At 37.7% G+C, this 18,370-nt stretch carries 22 protein-coding genes and 1 other RNA gene; 13 read left to right on the forward strand and 10 right to left on the reverse strand.

Annotation, left to right across the window (positions count from 1 at the left end; translation table 11 throughout):
* Positions 1 to 17: 17 nt before the first annotated feature.
* On the reverse strand, positions 18 to 1,364 hold the full coding sequence (locus tag CA2015_RS01035; protein WP_048640205.1) for a Gfo/Idh/MocA family protein: 1,347 nt from the start codon (positions 1,362 to 1,364) through the stop codon (positions 18 to 20).
* Between the two features lie 215 nt (positions 1,365 to 1,579).
* Positions 1,580 to 1,945 carry a hypothetical protein gene (locus CA2015_RS01040; protein WP_048640206.1) on the reverse strand — a complete coding sequence of 122 codons (366 nt, stop codon included), beginning with the start codon at positions 1,943 to 1,945 and terminating at the stop codon, positions 1,580 to 1,582.
* A 160-nt stretch (positions 1,946 to 2,105) separates the two neighbouring features.
* Here CA2015_RS01040 and ffs point away from each other — a divergent pair.
* The 6 genes from ffs (at position 2,106) to CA2015_RS01065 (ending at position 5,110) form a co-directional block, all read left to right on the forward strand.
* Positions 2,106 to 2,196, forward strand: an RNA gene (gene ffs, locus CA2015_RS24490) — signal recognition particle sRNA small type.
* 84 nt (positions 2,197 to 2,280) lie between these two features.
* Complete coding sequence (gene fsa, locus CA2015_RS01045) at positions 2,281 to 2,937, forward strand: fructose-6-phosphate aldolase (RefSeq protein WP_048640207.1); 657 nt, start codon at positions 2,281 to 2,283, stop codon at positions 2,935 to 2,937.
* A gap of 84 nt (positions 2,938 to 3,021) precedes the next feature.
* Complete coding sequence (locus tag CA2015_RS01050; RefSeq protein WP_020893396.1) at positions 3,022 to 3,225, forward strand: hypothetical protein; 204 nt, start codon at positions 3,022 to 3,024, stop codon at positions 3,223 to 3,225.
* Between the two features lies 1 nt (position 3,226).
* Positions 3,227 to 3,940: a cell division ATP-binding protein FtsE gene (locus tag CA2015_RS01055; RefSeq protein WP_048640208.1), complete on the forward strand. Its 714-nt coding sequence runs from the start codon at positions 3,227 to 3,229 to the stop codon at positions 3,938 to 3,940.
* 392 nt (positions 3,941 to 4,332) lie between these two features.
* Entirely contained in the window at positions 4,333 to 4,518 is a 186-nt protein-coding gene (locus CA2015_RS01060) for a CPXCG motif-containing cysteine-rich protein (RefSeq protein WP_048640209.1), read from the forward strand.
* A gap of 67 nt (positions 4,519 to 4,585) precedes the next feature.
* Positions 4,586 to 5,110: a hypothetical protein gene (locus tag CA2015_RS01065; RefSeq protein ID WP_048640210.1), complete on the forward strand. Its 525-nt coding sequence runs from the start codon at positions 4,586 to 4,588 to the stop codon at positions 5,108 to 5,110.
* Positions 5,111 to 5,234: 124 nt separating this feature from the next.
* On the opposite strand, the gene CA2015_RS01070 is transcribed toward CA2015_RS01065, so the two are convergent.
* A complete protein-coding gene (locus CA2015_RS01070; protein WP_048640211.1) occupies positions 5,235 to 6,104 on the reverse strand; it encodes an SDR family oxidoreductase in 870 nt (289 codons plus the stop codon).
* A 125-nt stretch (positions 6,105 to 6,229) separates the two neighbouring features.
* Here CA2015_RS01070 and CA2015_RS01075 point away from each other — a divergent pair, with 125 nt between their 5' ends.
* Positions 6,230 to 7,039 (forward strand): hypothetical protein, encoded by an 810-nt coding sequence (locus tag CA2015_RS01075; RefSeq protein WP_048640212.1) that lies wholly within the window; start codon positions 6,230 to 6,232, stop codon positions 7,037 to 7,039.
* 91 nt (positions 7,040 to 7,130) lie between these two features.
* On the opposite strand, the gene CA2015_RS01080 is transcribed toward CA2015_RS01075, so the two are convergent.
* Complete coding sequence (locus tag CA2015_RS01080) at positions 7,131 to 8,081, reverse strand: succinylglutamate desuccinylase/aspartoacylase family protein (protein ID WP_048640213.1); 951 nt, start codon at positions 8,079 to 8,081, stop codon at positions 7,131 to 7,133.
* Positions 8,082 to 8,238: 157 nt separating this feature from the next.
* Here CA2015_RS01080 and murB point away from each other — a divergent pair, with 157 nt between their 5' ends.
* Positions 8,239 to 9,276: a UDP-N-acetylmuramate dehydrogenase gene (gene murB, locus CA2015_RS01085; RefSeq protein ID WP_048640214.1), complete on the forward strand. Its 1,038-nt coding sequence runs from the start codon at positions 8,239 to 8,241 to the stop codon at positions 9,274 to 9,276.
* Here murB and CA2015_RS01090 read toward each other — a convergent pair.
* Positions 9,273 to 9,755 carry a deoxycytidylate deaminase gene (locus tag CA2015_RS01090; protein WP_048640215.1) on the reverse strand — a complete coding sequence of 161 codons (483 nt, stop codon included), beginning with the start codon at positions 9,753 to 9,755 and terminating at the stop codon, positions 9,273 to 9,275. The two genes, murB and CA2015_RS01090, sit on opposite strands and share 4 nt — an antisense overlap.
* 670 nt (positions 9,756 to 10,425) lie before the next feature.
* On the opposite strand from CA2015_RS01090, the gene CA2015_RS01095 reads away from it, so the two are divergent.
* The 3 genes from CA2015_RS01095 to CA2015_RS24970 all read left to right on the forward strand — a co-directional run bounded on the left by CA2015_RS01095 (position 10,426) and on the right by CA2015_RS24970 (position 11,803).
* Complete coding sequence (locus tag CA2015_RS01095) at positions 10,426 to 10,812, forward strand: response regulator (protein WP_048640216.1); 387 nt, start codon at positions 10,426 to 10,428, stop codon at positions 10,810 to 10,812.
* 346 nt (positions 10,813 to 11,158) lie between these two features.
* A complete protein-coding gene (locus CA2015_RS01100; RefSeq protein ID WP_048640217.1) occupies positions 11,159 to 11,344 on the forward strand; it encodes a hypothetical protein in 186 nt (61 codons plus the stop codon).
* Positions 11,345 to 11,656: 312 nt separating this feature from the next.
* Positions 11,657 to 11,803, forward strand: coding sequence for a hypothetical protein (locus tag CA2015_RS24970; protein WP_169786454.1), 147 nt, complete (start codon positions 11,657 to 11,659; stop codon positions 11,801 to 11,803).
* A gap of 160 nt (positions 11,804 to 11,963) precedes the next feature.
* Here CA2015_RS24970 and CA2015_RS01105 read toward each other — a convergent pair whose 3' ends face one another.
* Positions 11,964 to 13,559, reverse strand: a complete 1,596-nt coding sequence (locus CA2015_RS01105; RefSeq protein ID WP_048640218.1) for a peptide MFS transporter — start codon at positions 13,557 to 13,559, stop codon at positions 11,964 to 11,966.
* A gap of 116 nt (positions 13,560 to 13,675) precedes the next feature.
* On the opposite strand from CA2015_RS01105, the gene CA2015_RS01110 reads away from it, so the two are divergent.
* Positions 13,676 to 14,110: a peptidylprolyl isomerase gene (locus CA2015_RS01110; RefSeq protein WP_048640219.1), complete on the forward strand. Its 435-nt coding sequence runs from the start codon at positions 13,676 to 13,678 to the stop codon at positions 14,108 to 14,110.
* A 39-nt stretch (positions 14,111 to 14,149) separates the two neighbouring features.
* Here CA2015_RS01110 and CA2015_RS01115 read toward each other — a convergent pair whose 3' ends face one another.
* From CA2015_RS01115 to CA2015_RS01130, 4 genes are all read right to left on the reverse strand, one after another.
* Positions 14,150 to 15,433 carry a NupC/NupG family nucleoside CNT transporter gene (locus tag CA2015_RS01115; protein WP_048640220.1) on the reverse strand — a complete coding sequence of 428 codons (1,284 nt, stop codon included), beginning with the start codon at positions 15,431 to 15,433 and terminating at the stop codon, positions 14,150 to 14,152.
* A 204-nt stretch (positions 15,434 to 15,637) separates the two neighbouring features.
* A complete protein-coding gene (locus CA2015_RS01120) occupies positions 15,638 to 16,252 on the reverse strand; it encodes a bifunctional nuclease family protein (RefSeq protein ID WP_048640221.1) in 615 nt (204 codons plus the stop codon).
* A gap of 6 nt (positions 16,253 to 16,258) precedes the next feature.
* A complete protein-coding gene (locus CA2015_RS01125) occupies positions 16,259 to 17,224 on the reverse strand; it encodes an electron transfer flavoprotein subunit alpha/FixB family protein (protein ID WP_048640222.1) in 966 nt (321 codons plus the stop codon).
* Positions 17,225 to 17,235: 11 nt separating this feature from the next.
* On the reverse strand, positions 17,236 to 17,967 hold the full coding sequence (locus CA2015_RS01130) for an electron transfer flavoprotein subunit beta/FixA family protein (protein WP_048640223.1): 732 nt from the start codon (positions 17,965 to 17,967) through the stop codon (positions 17,236 to 17,238).
* Positions 17,968 to 18,026: 59 nt separating this feature from the next.
* Between CA2015_RS01130 and CA2015_RS01135 the strand changes: the two genes are divergently transcribed.
* Entirely contained in the window at positions 18,027 to 18,353 is a 327-nt protein-coding gene (locus CA2015_RS01135; protein WP_048640224.1) for a hypothetical protein, read from the forward strand.
* Positions 18,354 to 18,370 lie beyond the last annotated feature (17 nt).

Consider the following 18,370-nt stretch of genomic DNA (forward strand, 5'->3'; position numbering starts at 1 on the left):
TAGATATTAAACTTAAATTATACTAATTTCATATTTACAGGATCCCATTTAATAAATTTGTCCTGGAAATAACTGTCATTACACAATAAAGCTGGTGCCGCAGCACGAAAAGCAAATATAGGGTTTTCTACCACTTCTACATTCTCCCTGATGGCACGGAAAAAATTCCCAAAATGATCATAATGCGCTCCTTTATAACCAGGCTCCACTTTATAAACCATTTCATTGGGTGGTAAAATTTTCTTACGATCGGGAGCATCTCCTCTCATCTTTGCTTGTGCTTCCATAAATGGATCATTACTGGACACTTTCTGGTTGGTCTTTACAACCACTTCATCCCATTTCACATCCATAGACCCTTTACTACCTACAATTTTCAAGTAGGTAGAACCACTGGTACCATCCACAAAATTACATCTTAAAGACAAGTTAAAACCAGGGTGTTGTTGACTGTCTGGATATTGGAACATTCCCAATAAAACATCTGGCACTTCTCTTCCATCCTTCCAATACCTTAATCCCCCCATGGCTGATACTTTATCTGGTCCCAAAGAGTTGGTAATAAAATGAAGGCTGGTAAATAAATGAACAAATAAATCTCCAGACATCCCAGTACCATAATCAAGGTAATTTCTCCATCTAAAAAACCGTAGTGGATCAAATGGTCTATCTGTGGTATTGGAAATATACCTTTCCCAGTCCACCGTCTTGGTATTACCATCCTCAGGTACATTGTACTGCCAAGCGCCTTCAGGAGAATGTCTGGCCCAAAAACCCTCGGCATAGTTGATGTCTCCGATAGCGCCTTCAGCCAACAATTCTTTGGCCTTCTCATTCCCCAGGCTTGATATCCCTTGACTACCTACCATCATCACTTTACCCGATTTCTTCCAGGCATCAATGACATCCTTACCCTCATCCACACTATGAACCATCGGTTTTTCGCAGTAAACATGCTTGCCGGCGTTCATGGCATCAATGCTGATCTGCTTGTGCCAATGATCTGGTGTTCCTATTAGAACTGCATCTATATCTTTCCTTTTCAGGATCTCTTTATAATCTTTGGTTAAAAACAGGTGTTGTCCCCACTTTTCTTTAGCCGAATCCAATCTACCATCATACAAATCACAAACAGCCACTATACTTACATTGTCATGTTGAAGTGCAGTATTCATATCTTGGGATCCCATGATACCTGCTCCAATTAAGGCAATATTCAATTCCTTGTCTGCTGGACTTTCGAAATTTCTTTTCATTTGGGAAATTGCCTTTGGCTCTTCTCCTGCAAATGCCACCGGAACCATTGCCGAAGCTGCTCCGGCCATTCCCATTTTCTTTAAAAATTTCCTTCTATTATTGTCCATGCTAATGCTATTGATCTTCCAAATAAAGGATTAAATATAAGAAAATATTAAATCATATTTTTAAGCAACACAATAAACTTAATACATTTTTTTACTTAATTACAAAAACACCATAAGCTCCATAACAAAAAATAAAGGCCTCCTTAAAAATTTAAAGAGGCCTTATCACCTAAATTGAGTTTGTTAAGCTTATTTTTTCACATTAAATATCCACTTTATTGGTTAGGATTATTTTGTTGTGGATACTTGTTTTGGTTTCCGTTGGGATTGTTATAGTTAGGGTTGTTGTAATTGGGATTGTTCTCATCCATGTATCTTTGCGCTGGCCACTGTGGGGTCAATTCCATTTCCTCAAGATTAGTCAAGGCATCGTTTTCAAAAGTAACCAATAAGTAGAATCTATCTCCATTATTGACTCTATACACTTTTTTGTCCACGCTTATTTGACTGATTACCGCATCCTTGTTTTGTCTAAGGAATTTGCTTTCAGACATGCCCAACTGATAAGGGATTCTTGGTTGGATAAGGGCACAAGAACTCATAATAAATACCAAACTTAAAATACTTAATGTCTTTTTCATAGCTAATAACTGTTATGCTTACAAAGCATCGAAAATATAAGGAATTATCTATGGAAATGATATCAATAATATTGCCAGAATTTTTTCGCTTTGATTATAAAGGGATTAGGAAGGAGTGAAAAATATATTTTGCGGATGTACTGAAAATAGTTACCTTTGTACCAAGCGGCACGACCAGCTCCCGCTGAATCCCCCAGGTCCGGAAGGAAGCAAGGGTAGGCGGTCGTAGCGGTGCGATGCCGCTTATTTTTTTGTCCTTTTCCTACTCAAGCCCCTTCTTTTTGTTAATTTTGGTTTAAATTTACCGGGACATATCAACAAACCTAAAAACAAGCATGAAATTCTTTATCGATACTGCGAATCTCAACGAAATAAAAGAAGCCTATGACCTAGGTGTATTAGATGGGGTGACTACGAATCCTTCCTTAATGGCTAAAGAAGGAATCAGTGGTGACGAAAATGTCATCAACCATTACAAGGCCATCTGTAACATAGTGGATGCCAATGTAAGTGCAGAAGTGATTGCTACAGATTTTGAAGGAATCATCAAAGAAGGTAAGGAACTTGCAAAACTTGACGACAAAATCGTAGTAAAAGTACCTATGATCAAAGATGGCATCAAAGCTATCAAATATTTCTCAAGTGAAGGAATCCGCACCAATTGTACTTTGGTCTTTTCAGCAGGTCAAGCCATTCTTGCAGCCAAAGCAGGAGCTTCTTACCTCTCTCCTTTTATTGGCCGACTTGATGACATCTCTTTTGATGGATTAGACCTTATCGCTCAAATCGTTCATATCTACCAAAATTATGGTTATGAAACTGAAGTCCTTGCGGCCTCTGTTAGACACACCATGCACTTGGTTAAATGTGCTGAACTTGGAGCTGATGTGGTAACTTGCCCACTTAAAGTGATCACAGGTTTATTGAATCACCCACTTACTGACAAAGGATTGGCTCAATTCTTGGCTGACCATGCCAAAGCAAACAAATAATATTCAAAGGGGCAGGTTTGAGGACCTGCTCCTTTTTGAAAACTATTGCCAGGCTATAAGGTTACAATAAAAAAACTACCGGACATGTACATCATCAAAGTGAAAGGGAAAGCAAAAATCCCTGATTATATACAGATCAGAGATGAAAATTTTGTACTTGTGGCTTACTTCAGGGCAGATAGACCACTTAAAAAAATTGAAAAATTCGGGCTTGGAGGCAAAGAAGAAGCGCTTGAAAAACTCATCAAAGAACTTCCCTTCGGTAAACTAAAAAAGTTAGATCTCTGATATGGTTTTTTCCAACGATCCTGTAGTTAAGGTTGAGAACGCATGTGTTTTTCAAGGTATCAATACCATTTTGAAAAATGTAAACTTCAACATTGAAAAAGGGGAATTTGTATTTTTAATTGGGCGTACAGGAAGTGGGAAAAGTTCACTTTTAAAAACCCTGTATGCTGATTTACCATTGGTTATGGGCAAGGCATCCGTTGCAGGCTATCCCATTGAGGAAATCAAGAAGAAAGAAATCCCATTCTTAAGAAGAAAATTAGGAATAGTATTTCAGGATTTCCAGCTCTTTCCTGACAGAAGCGTGGCAGAAAACCTCTATTTCGTATTGCGCGCCACAGGCTGGAAAGACAAACTCAAAATGAAAAACCGAATGATAGAGGTTTTAATGGGTGTCGGCTTGGGAGGTGCTGCTACAAAAATGCCTCACCAACTTTCAGGTGGTGAGCAACAGCGTGTGGTTATTGCCAGGGCACTATTAAATGAACCCTCTATTCTACTTGCAGATGAACCCACAGGAAACCTGGACCCAGATGTTTCAGATGGGATTTTCAAACTTTTTCAGGAAATCAATAAAAGAGGCACAGCCATTCTGATGGCAACCCATAATTATGAACTGCTAAAAAAATACCCTTACCGTATATTGAAGTGTGAAAACACCGAGGTTTTAGATAGCAAAAACGCCCCTATCTCCTTATCAGGAAGTGGATTATAAATTAAGAAACCGAATTTTATTTCTTATCGGCCCCTTAACCCCTGACTTGAACCCATAAAGGTTTAAAAAGCAAGTTTAACCCGAAATATGCAATAGACATTCTATTACGTGCTGAAATCGCTTTAAAATCAGCCACTTCGTTGCTGTTTTCAATTTCACCATAGCGGTGCTATGCTAAAATCTCCAAACAGTCTGATATTTTTAGCGATTGCAACACTTCCCGTAAACACGGGACTGGCTTCACCCCTGACAATGTCAGGGCGGAGAAATCCTATTACATAATCCGGGTTTAAAGGCTGAATAACTCATAGGGTAGAGTAGCTAAATGGATGAATTTCTATTTTATTCCTTCAGGAAGTCAGTAAAATGGGTTAAACTTAGACTAAGTCATTATGGAAATAGAACATTTTTTTCAATGCCCCTATTGTCTGGCAGAAATCTCTATGCTACTAGACCCAAGCATACCTGAACAAAATTACATTGAAGACTGTGAGGTATGTTGTAATCCTATCCAAATTAGTTACCAAATATACGATGGTGAACTGGAAAGCTTTGAGGCCTGGGACATCGAACAATAAATTATCTTAAATATTAACTTGAATTTTCTTCACTAAAACCTATTTTAGCTAATAAATTGAAAAGGTTATGGTAAAGAATTTTTTATGCTGTCTTTTTTTATGTGCTTGTCAATTTACCTTAACGGCTGAAGCACAGGTTATAGAAGAAATTAAAACAGCGGGGCAAATATATGCTTATGCCCAGATACACGGTGATTATGAAATCTTATTGGATTTCACCTACCCCATATTAATCGAAAAAGCTGGCGGTAGGCCCGCAATGAAGAACATTCTCAAACAAATTCAAGATACCAAAATCAATAAAGGGCAAAAACTCACCACCCTGGAATTTGGCGATGATATTCAATTTAGCTCCAATGCCACGGAAATACATGCCGTAGTGCCTATCACTACAGTAATCAAGGTTCCCGGAGGGACAATCACCTCCGAGAGTAATCTCGTGGCTGTAGGTACGGAAAACAGAGGGAATTGGTACTTTATCGAAACCACTTCGATTAATGAGCAAAACATCAGTAAGGTTCTTCCCACATGGGATCATAGTCTGGAATTGCCCTATAAAAAGCCTCCAGTATTCAAGGAAGACCACCTATAACTCCCTATGCATTTCACTCCTAATACTATAAACAATAGGCAACTCATTGAATCCATGGTATAACCCTTCATCGAGAGCTTCTCCTTTACAGTCCCAGTAAGCCAAATAAGTATCAATCCTGAGTTTACCTCTTCTTTCTTTTCGCCTCCATGGCATCCCACCATTCAGGTTTAATTGCCCTAAGCCCATTAAATTGGCCGGCCCCCTGAAGCCATTCACCCCCATCAATGGTGATAATTTCCCCATTAATATAAGCCGAAAATGGTGAAACAAGATAAGCAGCGAGATTGGCCAACTCCTGGTGCTCACCTACCCTACCTAACGGAACCCTACGAGACGGATCAAATTTCTCAGCTAGTTCTCCCGGTAGTAAGCGTTCCCATGCTCCAGAAGTAGGGAATGGGCCAGGAGCAATGGCATTTGAACGGATATCGTGAGGCGCCCACTCTACCGCCAAAGATCGAGTCATGGCCAGAACTCCTGCTTTGGCAGCCGCACTTGGTACAACATAAGCAGAGCCTGTAAAGGCGTAGGTAGTTACTATATTTAAAAATGTTCCCGAAACCTTTTGCTTGATCCAGTTTTTTCCAGCTACAAGCGTTAGATTGGCTGTTCCTTTTAATACAATATCTATAATGGTATTAAAAGCATTCGGGGATAACCTATCTGTAGGGCTGATAAAATTTGCTGCCGCATTATTGACCACCACATCGATACTCCCATAATGGTCCAGAGCTTGCCCATACATTTTTTCAACCTGATCATAATCTCTTAAATCACAAGCTATAGGAAAAACCTCACCACCAGTCTCCTTTTCCATGTCACTAGCTGTCTTTTGCAAAACCTCTAGGTTCCTACTGCAAATTACCAATTTGGCTCCAAGGCTCAAAAAATACTTACCCATGGAAGTCCCTAAACCTGTACCACCGCCGGAAATCATAATTACATGGCCTTTTAAGGCATCATTAACGAGCATACCTTCCTGATATTTCATTATTTTGATTTATTGTTAACTAATATATTTCAAAGTACATAAATTTCAAAGGATTGAAATGTTTGGATGAAAGTTTATTTATCTTTGATTAATTTAACGGGAACAATGTAAATAACGCGAAAAAAATGAAGCAATATATCCCACTTGTTTTTTTAATCTATCTTTTCTCCTGTAACCTGGACACCAACAAGGATTTGCAGATTGACCAATCTTTTGAAGGTGAGGAAGCCTATTGGGTATCAAAGACTTTAGATGAGCACCACCACTTGGCCTTTTATAATGTATTCACCTTTTCCAACAGCCTATTTACAGACAGCCTTCCTGGATGCCCTACTGTAACTATTGGCGAAGACATGCTGACAGTAACTTTAGATTATGACAATCCTATATGTGAAGAGGCATCAGGAGACCATAAGGGGAAACTAATATTAAAATACAGTAGCCGTTTTAGTAACACCAATGATTCCATAAAAATAATTTATGACGGCTACCAATACGATAAAAGTAAACTTGAAGGATATCGGCTTTTTAAAGTACTGCAAAAGCAAAATACCAAAGTGATGCTTGCTGAGACTTCAGATACCCTACTCCTAAAAGATGAGCATGAATCGAGTACGAGGCTTATACTTGACCTTGAACACGAAGCCAAGTTTCAGTCCCAAAAAATAATAGAAATAAAAAGCAATGGTACGATGACAGGTAGAAACTGGGGAGGCAACCAATTGGAAGCAGTGATTTCGGCACCTAAAATAATAAGCACTTCCTGTCTTTCCTCTTTAAAATTCAGGCCTGTTTCAGGTGAAGAAAACTGGACAATTCAAAGAAGCGGTGAATCACCTGTAACTCATAAGTTGACCTACTCAACTGCTGAAGGCTGCGACACGAAAACCACCATAAAACTGGCCGAAGGTGTAATAATGATAAAGCAACCTTAACCTTTAGAACACATAATGGTCTTCCCTTGTATTATTAATTAAAAGGGAAGACCATAAAGTCCTAAAGAAAAAACAAAGTATTTTTTTCTTTTTAACCTTCACTTTGAGACTTGCCTATATGTACAAGTGCATCACCTGCATTGACTACGGGGAGGTTATTTACACCTATTATGTATCCAGAAGCAGAGGCTTTAACCGGCACCTTCACCTGTCCGTAAGGATCTGAAATTTTGGCCAGCATCTGACCTTTTTTCACTTCTTCACCCAAGGAAACAGAAGAATTAAAAATACCTGAAACCCTTGCACGCACCCAACTGCTTTCTTCTATTTTCTTTGTCTTAGTCGATGGGTAATCCCCATCTATCATCTCCAAATGTTTAAGTAACCTACCCGTACCATCGATCCCCTCCTGAATCACCTTATCATCCAAGCGCATGGATTCACCCCCTTCAAAAACCAAAATGTGCTTGTCATTTTTAAAGGCTTCTTTCCTAAAAGATTTGTCGATATGAGCAGAATTTACCGTAAAGTTAGCCCCAAATACCTCCGCCAGTTTCAGTCCTTTTGTATCTTTGAAATCAACTCTGATCTGAGGATGATTGGATAACATTCTACCTCCAGTATGAAAATCTATACCATAATCTATTTGAGGTATAATTTCCCGAGTAAGGATTTGAGCTATTTGCGATGCCAATGAACCTTTATTATTGCCTGGGAAACTTCGATTCAGGTCTCTCCCATCTGGAAATGTCCGGGAATTACTCAAAAAGCCATATACATTTACCAGAGGGATAAAAATCAAGGTTCCCTTTTTAGGTTCAAAGATATTTTCCTCCAACATCCTTTTGACAGTGACTATCCCATTAATTTCATCCCCATGAACACCACCACTAATAAGCACCGTAGGACCGGGGATACTAGAACTCCTGATAAATACTGGCAAATCAATCAATGTATGCGTGGGAAGCCTGGCAATAGCAATTTCTATATTCAGGGACTGCCCGGGCCTAACCCTGATCCCGTTGATGACCATTTCTTTCATGACAACCTATTTTTAGTCAATTTCAACTCATTATCAATGGCTTCAATCATTTGATTTACCTATCTACTTTTGAAGCTAATGATTTATAAAGCGCAAATTTGATATAATCTTTCGAAATTGGTTAAATAATCTTTTAATTCGTGATTTAAATATGACAATGAAGATACAGGAAAATATTTCTTTAAAGGCCTATAACACTTTTGGAATTGATGTGATGGCAAGTTTCTTTGCCGAGGTAGAAAGTAAGGAAGACATTCTTGAGGCCTTAAATTTCGCCAAAAGCAAAATGAAACCCATACTTATTTTGGGAGGAGGAAGCAATGTGCTTTTTACAGAAAACCTGGATGCCTTGGTTTTAAAGGTGAATATTCTTGGCATTAAAGAAATAAAAACAAATGACAAAACTGTACTAATTGAGGCTGGATCTGGAGTAATATGGCATGAACTTGTTTTATATAGCCTTGATAAAGGGCTAAGTGGCATTGAAAACCTCTCCTTAATACCAGGAACAGTAGGCGCAGCGCCTATGCAAAACATTGGTGCCTATGGTGTTGAAATAAAAGCCGTTTTCCATAGCCTTGAAGCTATTGAAATCAGTACAGGACTTATTAAAACTTTCCTTCCCTCCGAAGTGAGATTTGGCTATAGGGAGAGCGTATTTAAAACTTCCCTGAAAGGAAAATACATCATTTGTAAAGTATCTTTCAATCTGTCTAAAATCCATACACCTAATATAAGCTATGGAGACATACAAACAGTCTTGGATCAAATGGGACATACCACAGCTACAGCCCAAAACATCAGTAAGGCTATAATCAGTATTCGTCAATCCAAACTCCCTGACCCCAAAGAAATAGGGAATGCCGGAAGTTTTTTCAAAAACCCAGTAATCCCTGCCAGTGACTTTGATAATTTAAAACTCAAGTTCCCTGCTTTACCTGGCTACCCTAATGCTAGTCAAGTGAAGGTTCCCGCAGCATGGTTAATCGAAAATACTGGCTGGAAAGGCAAACAAATAGGAGAAGTAGGGGTGCATAAAAAACAGCCCCTAGTTTTAGTGAATTATGGGAATGGAAAAGGTGAAGAAATCCTGGACTTAAGCCATCAAATCCAAATGGATGTGCTAAGTAAATTTGGCATTTCACTTGAGAGGGAAGTGAATGTAGTTAATTTTGAAAATCTAATCAACGTTTAAATTAAATCGTCTCCACTTTTTATCGGTTTGGTGTATTTTGAAACTTTTACGCCAAATTTTTTCAAAAACTCAAGCCCTTCATCCATTCCAATCCCCTTATATTCGGCATAAGAATTTAGAAAAATCACTTTTGTTATGCCCATGGAGTAAATAATCCTTGCACATGGAAGACAAGGCGCCAAGGTCACAAACAAGGTAGACCCATCAACCGTTGCTTTATTTTTTACGGCGTATAAAATGGCATTTTGCTCTGCATGCAATGCCAAAGAACAACTTCCCTTACTGTCTCTTCTACAACCCTCCACCGGAAACTCCTCATCACAATTATGGGTACCTGGAGGAGGCCCATTATAACCTATTGAAATTATTCGGGTGTCCTTGGTTAGTACAGCACCCACATGTTTTTTGATACAATGGGAACGTTGGGCCAAGTTTACGGCCAACTCCATGAAAATATCATCAAAATCTGGTTTGTTCATTTTAAGTCAATTAGGCTTCTTTTAATACAATCTTATAACAAAAAACAGGCATTTACAACTCTATTCAATTATGGGGTCAATCCTGTATCAACCTATCATTCTTCTCCATAGCGGGGACAACAATTCGATCTGTCAGCGGAATCTCTTAAAAATCAATGCCTTATTGTAATTTTTAGCTTGATCCTGAGTGTTTCATTGAGAAACTCAAAAAAAATCTGATTTTCATTCACTTACAACATTTCTTAACCACCTCATAAACCCCATCTGTATAATTTCAATTAACAATTGAATAATAGATAAATAGGAATTAATTAAAAATGATTAAGGACTGTATATAAAACTTATTAGAAAACGCTCTCAAAAATAAAAGGAATTGCATTAGTATAAATTACTATCTCAAAACATGCTTGAAAAATCCTATAGAAAAACTTCTGCAAAGCACAAACAACATGATAAAACCTTATAAAACAGAATACATTATGGACACAATTAGACCAAACAGAATATTATTTCAACTTACAAAAATTAAAAAGAATTACAAAAGAAGTCTAAAAAGTTAATTTATTGAAAACAAACACATTAAAAACACGATTTTATTCTATTAATGAAATAATTTTTACTATTTTTATAATATAATAAATGCGTTTTACCATCTGTTTTTTGTAATTAAATGATAAAGATAGTTTTAATAGATGATGACCCAGTAAGCATTTTCGTTACCGAAAAACTGATTTCAAAAAATATTTTGGAACCATTCAAGGTTTTTTCATTCAATAATGCTACTGATGCGCTAAAGGACATTAATAATATCAGGCCTGATTATTTATTTCTAGACATCAATATGCCTGAGATAAATGGATGGGACTTTTTAGAAATGTTTAAGCCTGTCAAGAAAAATCCAGAAATATACATTCTAAGTAGCTCCATTGATGAAACAGACATTTCAAAGGCCAAACAATACGATGAGGTAAAAAACTATCTTACTAAACCTTTAATAAAACAATATATCAAGCTTATCTTCGGTGGTGGAAAATTTGATCGTAAAATCCAACATTAAGAGTATTAAAGAGAAGCACTTTACATCAATTACACATTATTTTTAGTAAAATCAAGCCCTATTTCACCAATAGATCTTACAGAGCCAGTTATATTCAAAAGTAATTCAAATGCTTACAAAACCAAATATCACTTAATTTAGCTGCTCAGCGGAGCCACAGATCACGATTTGGACCTTTACCCCACATATATTCAACTGACCAAGATCAAAATAAATAATATTGTTCAATGGGTTAAAACCAAGCCAATTTAAAATCTAAAATTTATTTTTTTAAGTGTATTGAGAATTGGTTATTTTTTCATTATTTAGCATCGTTTTTATTGTTTTATTTCAATCACATACACCTATGAATGAGGATTTTGAAGACGAATTTGAAAATGAGTTTTCGGACGATTACGATGATGAAAAATACAACAGAGAAGATGATGTATTTTTAGACGAAGACGAGGAAGATTTTGCAATGGATTTAAAAGACTTCGACGAGGACGAAAGTTTCGACGATGTCTTTGATGAAGATGACGATTTTGATTAATTCACTTGCCCTATTTTACCTAACCAAGCATGTAAAGAGAAATGCTTTAACGCAAACTAGAAAATCTATCAACTAATGAAATGGCTTCGCAGCAAGCCACTTCATTACTTCGAAAAAAGAAATCACAATAGTACCTAACTAAAACCTACTGTCAGCCTGAATTTATTGGTATTTCCGCCCTTTCTCCTAAAGTCAAGAAAGGCTATAATGTAATCCATATTTAAGATATTGGTGCTTTTTAAAAATATGCTTTGTATTCCCCCTTATGAATGCTAAATTGCAAGCAAATTTGACATTTAAAACCACTTTATCATGTTATTAGATATATTTAGCGCTCCTATAGCATCAGGGGCTCAGACTTTCTGGTTGATCGTTGCCATTTTGGTTGGTTTAGGAGCAGGTATTACTGCTGTTGACTTCAGAAGTACTGTATTTAAAAAAGACAGCAAAAAAGACTAATAAAAAATGCCGGTAAAAATTTACCGGCATTTTTTATTTTCTCTTTTGTCATTATATTTTTTTTATTTAGCTAGCGCTAAATCCCTTATTCATTAACTTTCGCTCTTGTCTTTTTTGCGAAACAAGAACTCCAAATGGTACTAAGGTGTATTCATATAGGTCAATGTACATTCCCCATTAATCTTCGTATTGGTTTAGCCACTAGCATCAATACTATGCCTGCACCTACCGCAGTATAAACTATAAGCATATATTGGCTCGGCATTTGGGCCAAAGCCTCCTCTGTACCCCCACTGGCTCCTCCAGCAATCCTCCCCGCAATAAGACTACCCATAGCTATGGACAAAAACCACATTCCCATCATTTGTCCTACAAACTTCTTTGGTGCCAACTTAGTAGTCAAACTTAAGCCCACAGGACTAAGGCTAAGCTCTCCAAAAGTATGAAACAAATAAGTAATCACCAGCCAAGAAGGAGCAGCCATATCCCCTGAAGCAGCAATCTTTGCAGCAAAATACATAACTAAAAACCCTATACCCAAAAGGACCAAACCAAAAGCAAATTTAAGTGGTGAACTAGGCTCCAAATTTCTCTTAGCAAGTGCTACCCACATGGCACCAAAAAAAGGCGCAAACAATATAATAAAAATACTATTTATAGATTGAAAGTAACCTGCTGGCACTTCCCATCCTAAAATGACTCTATCCGTAAATCTTTCAGCAAATAGGTTCAATGAGGATCCTGCTTGTTCAAATCCTGACCAGAAAATGGATGAAAATACAAATAAAATCATCACTACCAATACTTTTTTCTTTTCGTCTCTGTTTAACCCACCAAGGAACAGAACATACAAGAAGAACATTAAAGCCACTATTGCTATCACCGTATTTGATACAGCTGCAATCGCAACTGGATCAATCGATAAAATCTCTAGAAAAAATAACGCAAGGACTATGGCTATAAGCAGCATTGCAACCCATACCCCTTTAACCAAATTATTCCTCTCGCCTTTTTCCTTTTTATTTGTTGGCACTATTGGATTTCCTACCCCTGATAAGTATTTCCCAGTTAACTTGTATTGGATTAAGCCCATCAGCATCCCAAATCCCGCCAATCCAAAACCCAAATGCCAATCATATATAGCCAATGTACTGCAGGCAATTGGAGCAATAAAAGCACCTACATTAATTCCCATATAAAAGATAGAAAAGCCAGCATCTCTCTTTGAACTGTTTTCTGGATACAATTGCCCTACAATAGAACTAATATTTGGCTTTAATAAGCCGGTACCTATCACTATTAGGATCAATCCCATAAAAAAAGAATACAGATCTACCCCTGTCAGCGCCCCTTTAGCACCATGATCTCCTGTTATTAAGGCCAACAAGCCTGGTAGGGCCATAGTAAAATGACCTAGGGTAATGATAATCCCACCATACCAGACAGATTTTTTAAGCCCTATAATCCGATCTGCGATCCATCCACCTGGAAGTGCAAGAAGGTAAACCGCCATTGAGTACAAACCATAAATTGCTCCTGAAGTTTGGTCATTAAAACCAAGCCCTCCGGTGGCTATAGGGGCAGTCATAAATAAAATAAGCAAAGCCCGCATCCCGTAGTAGCTAAATCTTTCCCACATCTCGGTAAAGAAAAGGGTCATTAAACCTTTAGGGTGCCCAAACAACTGTGACCCTTCATTTTCCAAAATCTTATTAGGGGCATTGTGCTTACCTAAAAATTGATCATCTTTTTCCAAAAGCGAATTATTTAAAAACGTTTTAAAATTTTGTTCCTTTAATGCTAAAGGCCCTAAATATTGCTTGATACTACCATAATTTCTGTATTATTGCAAAAAAAACAAACTATAGCTTCATGAAAACAGGAGAAATTCATACCGACAAGGGCATAATGAAAGTTGATTTTTACGATCAAGATGCACCAAAGGCAGTGGCAAATTTTATTGATTTAGCTAATAAGGGATTTTACGATGGCCTTAGCTTTCACCGTGTTATACCTAATTTTATGATACAAGGTGGTTGTCCAAAAGGAAATGGAACTGGTGGACCTGGATATACAATTGACTGTGAACTAGATGGTGAGCTACAATACCATGACAAAGGTGTTCTTTCCATGGCACATGCTGGTAGAAATACTGGTGGTTCCCAATTTTTCATCTGCCACAACAGAGACAATACCCAACACTTGGATAGAAATCATACATGTTTTGGAAAAGTGACTGAAGGATTAGAAATTATTGACCAAATCAAACAAGGAGATAAAATCCTTAAAATTGTAATCGCCGAATAGGCTTTTCAATTGACTCATTAATTGAGTTTGGTCGCAAGACTAAAAAAGTGCCCCGGCAATGGTGGCGGTCATTAAACAAGCTATGGTAGCGGCCAACAAGGCCCGCATCCCTAATCTTGATAGATTCCCCTGTTGCCCGGGTGCTATACTCCCTATTCCTCCCACTTGAATCGCTATGGAACTGAAGTTAGAAAACCCACAAAGGGCATAAGTAGCGATAACAATTGATTTTGGAGAAAGTGTGCCTGCCTCTTTCATATCTGCCAAGCCTAAATAAGCTACAAATTCATTGATTACAGTTTTTTGACCTAACAAAGACCCTACCGCAAGGGTATCTTTCCACTCGACACCTATTATCCAGGCAAAAAGCCTAAAAACCTGCCCTAACAAATACTCCAATGAAAAACCCGAAAAGGTACCATTGGTACTATTAACAACAAGTGTGTTTAAGCCAAGAAACTCGCCAATTATTCCTGATAACAAATAATTCAAAGCTGCGATTACAGCTATAAAAGCAAGCAGCATTGCACCTACATTAAGGGCTAGCCTTAGACCTTCAGAAGCCCCTCTAGACATGGCGTCTATTAGGTTTACGTCAGGAACCTCACTGCTTATATCCAAATGTTCATCTAATTTCCTGTTTTTCTCTTCTGGAATTATAATCTTTGAAATGACAATTGCTGCGGGAGCATTCATTATACTCGCTCCCAACAAGTAGGTAGCAAAGCGAGTTTTTTCAACAGGATCATCTCCTCCAAGGAAAGCCACATACCCTGCCAATACCCCTCCAGCTATAGTAGCCATGCCTCCTGTCATCAGACACATCAATTCTGACCTAGACATGGTGGGAATAAAAGGTTTAACAAGCAAGGGTGCTTCTGTCTGACCAAGAAAGATATTGCCAGCTGCTGACAAACTTTCAGGGCCTGAAAGCCTCATGGTTCGGGACATTATCCAAGCAATACCAAAAACAACTTTTTGCAAAACCCCTAGGTAATACAAGCCTGCGGAAACTGTTGAGAAGAAGATGATGGTTGGTAAAACTTGAAAAGCAAAAATAAAGCCGAAGGAGTTGGTTGCAAGGTCCCCAAATATAAACTGTGCCCCTTCTTCAGAGAAACTTAAAAACTTAACAAAACCTGCACTAACATTAGAGAAAATAGTAGCTACAAATCCGACTTTAGTAATCAACACACCGAAAACTACCTGTAACAATATCCCTATACTGACCAATCTCCAGTCAATAAGTTTTCTGTTTGAAGAAAAAATACTGGCAAAAATAACCAGAACTAAAATCCCTAAAAATCCTCTTATATAGTCCATTCAAGCATGTGTTTTTTATATCCTGGATTTCGTTATAGGATTCAAAATGGCTCTTATAAGCATACGATCAAAATAGCTTTAGAAAATTTGATGTTTTATGCACCTTTTATGAATGGATATCTCTCTAATTTAATACTAAGACCTTCAAAAGCTGGTAGGCCTAAAATTAAATATTACAAAGTTGTCTAAAATATAGTGATGAGATCAATTCCTTCGATTGATCTCATCTCTTAACCTGGCAGCTTTTTCATAATCTTCATTTCCAATAGCTTTTTCAAGCATTTGGTTAAGTTTGTCTAAACTAAAATCCTTAAGTGAGGCTTCCTGAGATTTACCACGTTCACCAGGTTTACCTTTACCTGATTTGGTAACCCCTGAAGCTTCCTGTTCTCTTTTTTCATCCTCCTCAGTAAACTCAATGGCGGCTTCAGACATAACTGAATTGGCACAATAAATAGGTGCATCAAACCTTACCGCTATTGCGATAGCATCAGATGGTCTGGCGTCAATTTCTACTTTCTTGAATGAATTTTGGCACATGATCTTGGCATAAAATACGCCTTCTCTCATATCCGAAATCAGAATATGATCTATTGAAAATTGAAAATTGGAAGAAAATGACTTGAACAGATCATGGGTCATTGGTCTGTTGGGTATTATTTTCTCTATTTCAATAGCAATGGCCTGGGCTTCAAACATTCCAATAACGATAGGCAACTTACGTTTACCTTCTGATTCCCCCAGAACCAAGGTAAAGGAACCAGATTGTGTGCTATTGGAAGATAGCCCCAGGATTTCTAACTCAACTGTATTGTCCACGATTAATTATTTTAATGCTTTAATTGCTTGTGTCAATTTTGGAACCACATCAAAAGCATCACCTACAATTCCATAATCAGCAGCCTTAAAGAAAGGTGCTTCCGGATCATTATTTATGACTACAATATACTTTGAAGCATTTACTCCTGCAAGGTGTTGAATTGCTCCTGATATCCCAATGGCAATATACAAGGTAGGAGCCACTTTTACACCGGTTTGGCCAACATGTTCATGATGTGGTCGCCATCCTAAGTCAGAGACTGGCTTGGAACAGCCTTTTGCAGCATGCAAACTATCTGCAAGTTCCTCTATCATGCCCCAATTTTCAGGTCCTTTCAGTCCTCTTCCACCAGATACTACTATGTCTGCTTCCGGTAATAAGATTTCTCCTTCTGCCTTTTCTGCGCCAGTAATTTTGGCCGAAAAATTCTCATCTCCAATGGTTAAATCCAATGGCTCTACTTTCACCTCTGCTCCATCTGTCTTTATGGTGTAGCTATTCTTTTTGATGGCAAGAATCTTCTTTTCCGCACTTATAGCAGTTTCAGCAAAAGCCTTACCAGTAAAAATGCTCCTCTTAACAACAAATCCATTGGTCAAGTTGGGCAATTCAACCACATTGGTAACGAGGCCAGCTTCTAGCTTAACCGCCAATCTTGCAGCTACAGCATCTCCCAATGAAGATTTAGCCAATACCAATGTAGCAGCGCCAACCTTATTAAAAACTTGGGCAATTGCATCTGCCTGAGCTAAAATCACACCTTGATTCAAACGTTCGTCTTGCAAATGAAAAATCTCATTAGCTCCGGCGGAACCAACCTGATTCCATTCTTCGCTATCAATCGTTCCTACGCCTAAAACGCTAACTTTTGCTCCTTGCATTTCGGCAAGACCAGCAGCATAAGAAACCGCTTCCAAAGAAGAACTTTTTATTTTGCCCTGATCTTGTTCTATATATACTAATATTGACATGCTAATTTTGTTTAAAGAATTTTGGCATCATTTTTCAATAGATCAACCAATTGATCCACGTTATCAACGAGTTTAACAGCTCCTTTGGCCGGTGGCATTTCATACGAATTTACTGCTGTTCGGGATTCATCGCCAACGGGTTCACTTACTGTAAGTGGCTTAGTTCTCGCAGACATGATTCCACGCATATTAGGTATTTTCCACTCAGCAATAGGCTCCTGGCATCCAGCAATAAAAGGCAAGTCTACCTCAATAAATTCTTTACCACCTTCTATTTCTCTTGACAATTTACCTTTACCGCCTTCAACTTCCAATTTCATTACTGGAGAAAGGGAAGGCATGCCTAGTAATTCGCCAACCATTCCATGAACCATTCCTCCATTAAAATCAATGGATTCTCTACCCATAAGAATTAAATCAAAACCTTTGTCCTTTGAGAAATTTGCAATCTGTTTGGCTACAAAGAAGGCATCTTTAGGAAATGCATTAATCCTTACAGCCTCATCCGCACCTATTGCCAAGGCCTTGCGAAGAGTAGGCTCGGTCTCTGCTTCTCCAACATTGAGAACTGTAATGCTCCCATTGCTTTCAGCTTTTAACTCCACTGCCCGCGCCAATGCGTAGTCATCATAAGGACCTATAATAAATTGTACTCCACTTTTGTCCAATTGGGTATTGTTGTCTGTAAATTGAATCTTTGAAGTGGTATCAGGTACATGCGTGATACAAACCAATATTTTCATGAATTTTTATTTAAATTTGTCATTAAAATAAAACGATTAAGCAACTTAATTCCATTAGCATGAAACATCTTGACAGGGTAACAGAACTCCTGAATTACATAGAAAAAGAACCCAAAAACCCTTTTAACCTTTATGCTTTGGCTTTGGAATACCAAAATCAAGACAAAGAAAAGGCTTCTTTTTATTTTAACAAACTATTAATAGAACATAAAGACTATCTACCTACTTATTATCATGCTGCTTTGTTTTTTGCAAATGAGGAAGATTTGCAAAAAGCGGATAAAATCTTTTCTGAAGGTATAGAATTAGCTAAAACTCAAAACAATTTACATGCTAAAAAGGAATTAGAAAATGCTTATTTAAATTTTCAATTTGAAAATGATTAAAAGCATTGTATTACCTC

The sequence above is a fragment of the Cyclobacterium amurskyense genome (assembly GCF_001050135.1).
Lineage (GTDB): Bacteria > Bacteroidota > Bacteroidia > Cytophagales > Cyclobacteriaceae > Cyclobacterium > Cyclobacterium amurskyense.